General features: G+C 42.7%; 4 protein-coding genes. 1 reads left to right on the top strand and 3 read right to left on the bottom strand.

All coding sequences use genetic code 11. The features are described 5' to 3' along the window. Positions 1 to 100: 100 nt before the first annotated feature. The gene (locus AC805_RS09280) at positions 101 to 883 is read right to left on the bottom strand and encodes a sirohydrochlorin chelatase (protein ID WP_055075169.1); all 783 of its coding nucleotides are present in this window, start codon (positions 881 to 883) and stop codon (positions 101 to 103) included. Positions 884 to 1,226: 343 nt separating this feature from the next. Here AC805_RS09280 and hflX point away from each other — a divergent pair, with 343 nt between their 5' ends. After that, on the top strand, positions 1,227 to 2,717 hold the full coding sequence (hflX, locus tag AC805_RS09275) for a GTPase HflX (RefSeq protein ID WP_082429452.1): 1,491 nt from the start codon (positions 1,227 to 1,229) through the stop codon (positions 2,715 to 2,717). Positions 2,718 to 3,079: 362 nt separating this feature from the next. Here hflX and AC805_RS09270 read toward each other — a convergent pair whose 3' ends face one another. After that, entirely contained in the window at positions 3,080 to 4,237 is a 1,158-nt protein-coding gene (locus tag AC805_RS09270; protein WP_055075167.1) for a sensor histidine kinase, read from the bottom strand. A 16-nt stretch (positions 4,238 to 4,253) separates the two neighbouring features. Then, a complete protein-coding gene (locus tag AC805_RS09265; RefSeq protein WP_055075166.1) occupies positions 4,254 to 5,390 on the bottom strand; it encodes an FIST signal transduction protein in 1,137 nt (378 codons plus the stop codon). Positions 5,391 to 6,342 lie beyond the last annotated feature (952 nt).

The following is a 6,342-nucleotide window of genomic DNA, read 5'->3' as shown; positions in this document are numbered from 1 at the left end:
AAGACAAATCAAACCCCAAGAATTGACTGGCGGCGCTTCGCGCCGCCAGTCAATTCTTGGGGTTTATGTCCTAGTACAGCGACAGATATAAGTAGCTGGCTCAAATAAATTTCCATGCCAAATCAATAATTTGCTCCTTAGATAGTGGGACTGGCAGCAGTTGAATTTGAGCGTGATCGCTATAATTTTGGAGCCTTCTCGAGATCGCTTCGGTAATCCCACCTTCATTTAAGAAATATGGGAGGACTTGGATTTGTTTAATCCCTTGTAGTAGTAATTTTTCTATCTGCGTTTCAATTTTGGGTTCTACTCCCCAATAGGCGGCGATCGCTTGGCTGGGTTTGGCTAAATCCTCAATCACCTGATTCGCTCCAGCGCGACGACTACCGTGGGCGATCAAGATTCGACCCTGTATTGCTGGGTTCGGCATTCCGTGGGATGTCTCGGTACGATATTTCTCAAATTGTCGCGATAGTAGGTTTGGAATATCTGGATCTGTTCCCAGATAAGGAGTGGTACGAAATGTAAAATCAGGGCATCCTTCGAGAAATTTTTTCTGTAGGTTATTCTGAGCGATCGCGACTTCGGTGGGAATATCTTCGCTGACATGGACTCCTTCTAGTAAAAACAAAGGCAAGACCACCACTTCCGAAATACCTGCTTGGATAGCTTGCGTTGCAAATCCTTCTAATTGCTGTGATAGGGTTAATTCTAATCCTTCAAGACAACCCCCGCTAATGTAGCGATCGCCAGTTTGCCGATGATCTTTATATTCGATATATTCGATGCGAGATTTCGCGACAGCGATGAGATCTTGCAAAGCAATCCACGAACGGCGATCGCTGCTACCGTGGGTTACCAAAAAAAGCGCTCTAGCATTCATCTCATCATACTCGGTATAATTGTAATCAGTAGTTCCGCATAATTAAAACCCAGAATCAGAGATTGTGCCGCCCACGTAGCGGGCGGTACGCTCTTCTAGATTGTAAGTTTACTTATGCCTAGCTATTTAATTGTAGTGATCATTATACTGAGTAACGCATATCGAAACTATTTACGGAAAAACCCAAGGGCTAAAGGCGCATCAATTAAAGCAGCTAGATCGTCTGTATCGATCGCGCTTACCGCAAGATAGCCTGACCACTCCCGAACTATCTCAGCGCCTTGCGGCAGTCAGTGCTGAGTTAAAGGAATCTATCTGTATTTATATCAATAGGCGCGGACAGGTGATCCGTGTCGCGATCGGCACGCCCAATCAGACCAAAATTCCACCGCTAGAACTGCCTCGCTATGGTAGCGATCGCTTGAGTGGATTGCGCTGTATTTGTGCCACTCCCGATGTGGAACCTCCAAATCTCAACGACTTAACGGCGATGTTGATGCAGCGTCTCGATGCATTGGTGATTCTGTCAGTCAATCTCAAGGGTTATGCCGAACGGGGATATTTAGCCCATTTATTGCCAGCTACCGAAGCGGAGTTACCCGAACAGCAGAATGCTTGGCGCGTATCCAAGCCCATGACCTTAGAGGCGATCGCCAAGCAGGATTTCTTAGAGTTAGTAGAAGGGCTAGAAGAGGAATTTAGTCGCAATTTTGCGGGTCGAGCCACCGATGACGATCGTGATCGCGTCATGTTAGTGGGCTTGATGGCTCAAAAAGAAAAATCTGACTCGATGCCCTTTGCGATGATCGAACTCGGTCAACTGGTGGAAAGTGCGGGGGGAACTGTCCTCGATGCACTGTGGCAGAAGCGCGAACGTCCTCATCCTCAGACGGTTCTCGGTGAAGGTAAAGTCTTAGAACTCGCGATCGCTGCTCAAACAAAGGGCGCAAATCTCGTGGTCTTCGATCGCGAGCTAACGGCTTCGCAAACTCGCAACCTCGAAAGGGCGATCGGTTTGCGCGTAAGCGATCGCACCGAAGTGATTCTCGATATTTTTGCCCAACGCGCCCAGTCATCGGAAGGAAAATTGCAAGTTGAGCTAGCGCAGCTCGAATATCGCTTGCCACGCCTCGCAGGTCACGGACAGGCTCTATCAAGGCTTGGGGGTGGAATTGGCACGCGCGGTCCTGGAGAAACCAAGTTAGAAACCGATCGCCGCACGATCCAAAAGCGGATTACGTTTCTGCAACAGCAAGTAAATCATTTGCAGGCGCAGCGATCGCGCATTCGTCAAAAGCGAGTCGATCGCGAAGTGCCGACGGTAGCGATCGTGGGTTACACCAATGCAGGCAAATCAACCCTGCTGAATGCCATGACCAGAGCCGATGTATATGCCGCTGACAAGCTTTTTGCCACCCTCGATCCGACAACACGCCGCCTCAACCTGCTCGGTGAAGACGAACAGATGCACATGGTGCTACTTACCGACACCGTAGGATTCATCCACGAGCTGCCCAAATCCTTGGTTGATGCTTTTCGGGCTACCCTTGAAGAAGTATCGGAAGCCGATGTATTGGTGCACCTTGTTGATGCATCCCATTCTGCTTGGGAAGCTCAACTCAAAGCAGTGGATAAAATCCTAAAGGATATGCCGATCACCGTTGGACCGATTCTATTAGTCTTCAATAAAATCGATGCTGTTGATGACCCCAACGCTATTTTAGAGAAATATCCTGAGGCGATCGCCATCTCAGCCCTCAAACGGGAAGGCTTCGAGCAAATGAGTAAGTCTTTGTTCAAAATGATTGAATATGCGATCGGGACATTGGATTAAGTACTGGTGCAAAATAAATTACCAAAACCCGTAAAGTTGCGCCCCGTAGGGGCGCAACTTTACGGGTTTTGGTTTGTAATTAATTATGCCTAGCTACTTAAGTTTCCCCGCTACGCAAGCATCATGGTTATTTTATTGTCACTTATACCAATTCACAAAAGTGTTGTCACACTTTCGTGAATTAAACACCAAACTCAGTAAGGTTTTGAGATTCCCAAAATGGCAACGCCATTTTGGGAATTGGTATTACAGCACTTTGCACTCAAATTCAAACCAAGAAGGTTTTTGAAAGTGTTGCAAAGCAACACTTTCAAAAACCTTCTCATGATTATTTCGATCGGAAATTGCAATAGATTCGCTACTTACTGGAATTTATCCAAATCAATGGGAATGTGAATATAAAATTCCGTTCCTTTTCCTACGGTGGAATGGCAAGTTAACTTGCCATTGTGCTTTTCTGTAATTATTTGATAACTGATTGCCATTCCCATTCCCGTTCCTTTACCTACTGGTTTAGTCGTAAAAAATGGATCGAAGATTTGTCGCTGGAACTCTTCAGGAATGCCATTGCCATTATCAGCGATCGCAATCTCTACAAAGCAATCATCGATCACTCTAGTCTGAATCTTGATATAGGGCGATCGCGCCCAATTATCTTCTTGGGGATTTCCTTGGAGATCGATTTTAGGGTGATAGTTTACTTCCTCTAAGGCATCGATTGCATTTGCCAAAATATTGACAAACACCTGATTCATCTGTCCAGCATAACAACTAATTAAGGGAAGATCGCCATATTGTTTAATAACTTGAATGTGATTAGACCTCGACTTAGACCTCAGTCGATGCTCGAGAATCATTAAGGTATTGTCAATGCCTTTGTGAATATCGACCTGCTTAAATTCAGCTTCATCCATATGCGAGAAGTTTTTCAGCGACTGAACGATTCCTTGAATCCGACTCGTTCCCACTACCATCGAATTAATGATTTGGGGCAAATCCTGCTTGATAAACTCTAACTCAATTTCTTCAGCAAGTTTTTCCATTTCAGGGATTCCTTGGAGATAATTTTTTTGGGTTAGTTTTGTAAAGTTTAAAATTTTCGCGATGTAGTCTTTTAAATAACTAAGATTGCCATGAATAAAGTTGACAGGATTATTAATCTCATGAGCAACGCCTGCGATTAACCTACCTAAGGAAGACATTTTTTCAGATTGAACTATATGAACCTGTGCCTTTTTTAGATTGATTAAAGTTTCTTCTAATTCAATATTAGCTTTAGTCAGTTCGGCAGTCCGCTCGGTAACCTGTCCTTCAACCGTTTTGAGTAAATCCTGTAACTGCTTGTTCGCTTGTAAAAGTTCCTCCGAACTTAGTTCTAAAGAGCGCTCGATAATCCGATGATCGTCATCGTATTGACAATATGCAGTATCAATATCATTTAAAAATCCCTGCCATTCTGAGGGCAACGAATCGATACTGCCAAAATGTTTTTTGATCTGACGCTGAAGTAGGCGGTGCATTGGATTTAATAAAAAGCTACTGCTCAGAAAGAGTGGTAATGGTCATCGTTTGATTGTGGAGTTCGCAGCGCTCTCCCATAGAGGCGGGAGCCATCTCTCCATAGGAATAAAAACCCGTCAGAACTGTTGATTGTCCCATGACTTCTCTTACGCCATCGACTTCTTCTTCAATGCGTTGCTTCAGTACCAATTTGCGTCCAACACAACTAATTAAAATGGCTAGGTCAGGTGAGCCTTCTGCCCTATAGCTGATACTAGTTTGAGCTGCCCCAATCGCCCCATCGATAAGACGCTCGAAGTTAGTTTGCATTAATTGGACAACGCTTCCTTCTGGAACATCTCCAGCAAATGTCAGGCTTTGTTCTGCTTCATCAATGGCTAAAATCGTGCGTACTACCGAGCGATCGCCTTCCGCATTGTAGAGACTCAGAGGGAATAATAATCCCGATGCTGGCAGTCCAACGGCATGATCGCCCAGATACTTTTTATATAGCTCTAGTGCCGATAATCCATCCAGCTCATAGAGAATATTACCTTGAGATTTGGTGACTACACGTTTAGCTCCAAAGGTTGCCCATCCTCCCAAAGAGCCATAACCAATTTTAATGCGATCGCCATAGATCCCGATCGCGGCAACTATTTCTTTTTCTAACAATTCATTCCAGAGAATGAGCGTTTCGGCAAATCTCGATCCATCCCCTGCCAAACCTCCCGTAACCGTCACATGCTCTGGTAATTGCGATCGTAAGCCAGAGATGAGATCGCTACCATTAACGATTAATCCATCCGATAAAACGAAGAGATGGGCTAAATCCTCTGTTGGAAAGCTCTGAGCCAATTTTGCACCAATTGCAAAACTATCGGAAGTTTTGGTAATGGGTAGATAATTGCCTTTGATCTGAGTATGCTCGAACTCGATCGCGGTAACTACAATAGTGTCATCAGCAACTCGAGTATCAAAGATCTCCCCAGCTGTCGAGCAGCCAATAATCGTGGCATTTGGGTAAATCTGTTTCAAATATTGAGGATAATTCTCAGCCTTAAGAATATCTGTTCCACCAAACACTAGTACTAAATGAGCTAATTGATTGCTATTAGGAGAGCTTGGTTCCCATCCTTGATTTACAGTCAATCTATATTGTTCGATTTTCATAGTTATTTTTAAGGACTATAGAAAGAGGTCAATAGTTTGTATTTGAAATTTACTAGAGAATGATTTTCATTAATGATCTACTAAAATGATCTACTAACTACTCAATTAATTACCATCTCTAATAATCTTACTAATTATTATGCCCACTATCTCAAGTAATTATCCTGCTGATTAGACATTATATTAAACCATTACGTTTACAACAAACCTAAATACTTTGCAGAAGTTCAACCTAAAGGAGTACGACTCCACAAACCCAAAAACCTATAAATAATTTAGATTTAGGATTGCTACATTGTTATTTATAATTCACATAAAATTCTAATTCCCTTGAGAAATTTGCTGTATTAGAGTAAGATAAGCCACCTATAAATTACTTATTTTATGGGATATTCAGTATTAACAATTATCGGCATAAGTAAGTGGGCTAGCACAGCGATCACTATAGTTTTTAGATATTATTTAGATATTATTATTATTAGATATTATTTAGATGTTGTATTTAATTATGCCTAGATACTTAGACAATGAGTAATAAGTAATAAGTAGGTTAGCAAGAAATATATAAAGTATTACTGCCTTATCAGTCAATAGACATAATGCCTATATAGCAGTTTTGACCTTAGCCAGCCCCAAAAGATGAGTGGCGGCACTTTGTGCCGCCACTCATCTTTTGAGTTTTGATTATGTCCTAATACCAATTCACGAAAATGTGATAACACTTTTGCGAATTAAAAACTAAGCCTAGTAAGGATTTTCAATTTATAGCTACAGTCACTTGACTTAGGACATAAACCCCAAGAATTGATTGGCGGCGCTTCGCGCCGCCAATCAATTCTTGGGGTTTATAGTTGTTTTAAATAACTTGTAGACGGGCTTCGACTTCGCTCAGCCCTCGGTGTAAGCTAGCTGAGCGAAGTCGAAGCTGTAGTTTTTATTTGAATTATCTATA

The sequence above is a fragment of the Pseudanabaena sp. 'Roaring Creek' genome (genome assembly GCF_001402795.1).
In the GTDB taxonomy this organism is placed as follows: Bacteria; Cyanobacteriota; Cyanobacteriia; order Pseudanabaenales; family Pseudanabaenaceae; genus Pseudanabaena.
This window is presented reverse-complemented; position numbering and strand designations above follow the sequence as displayed.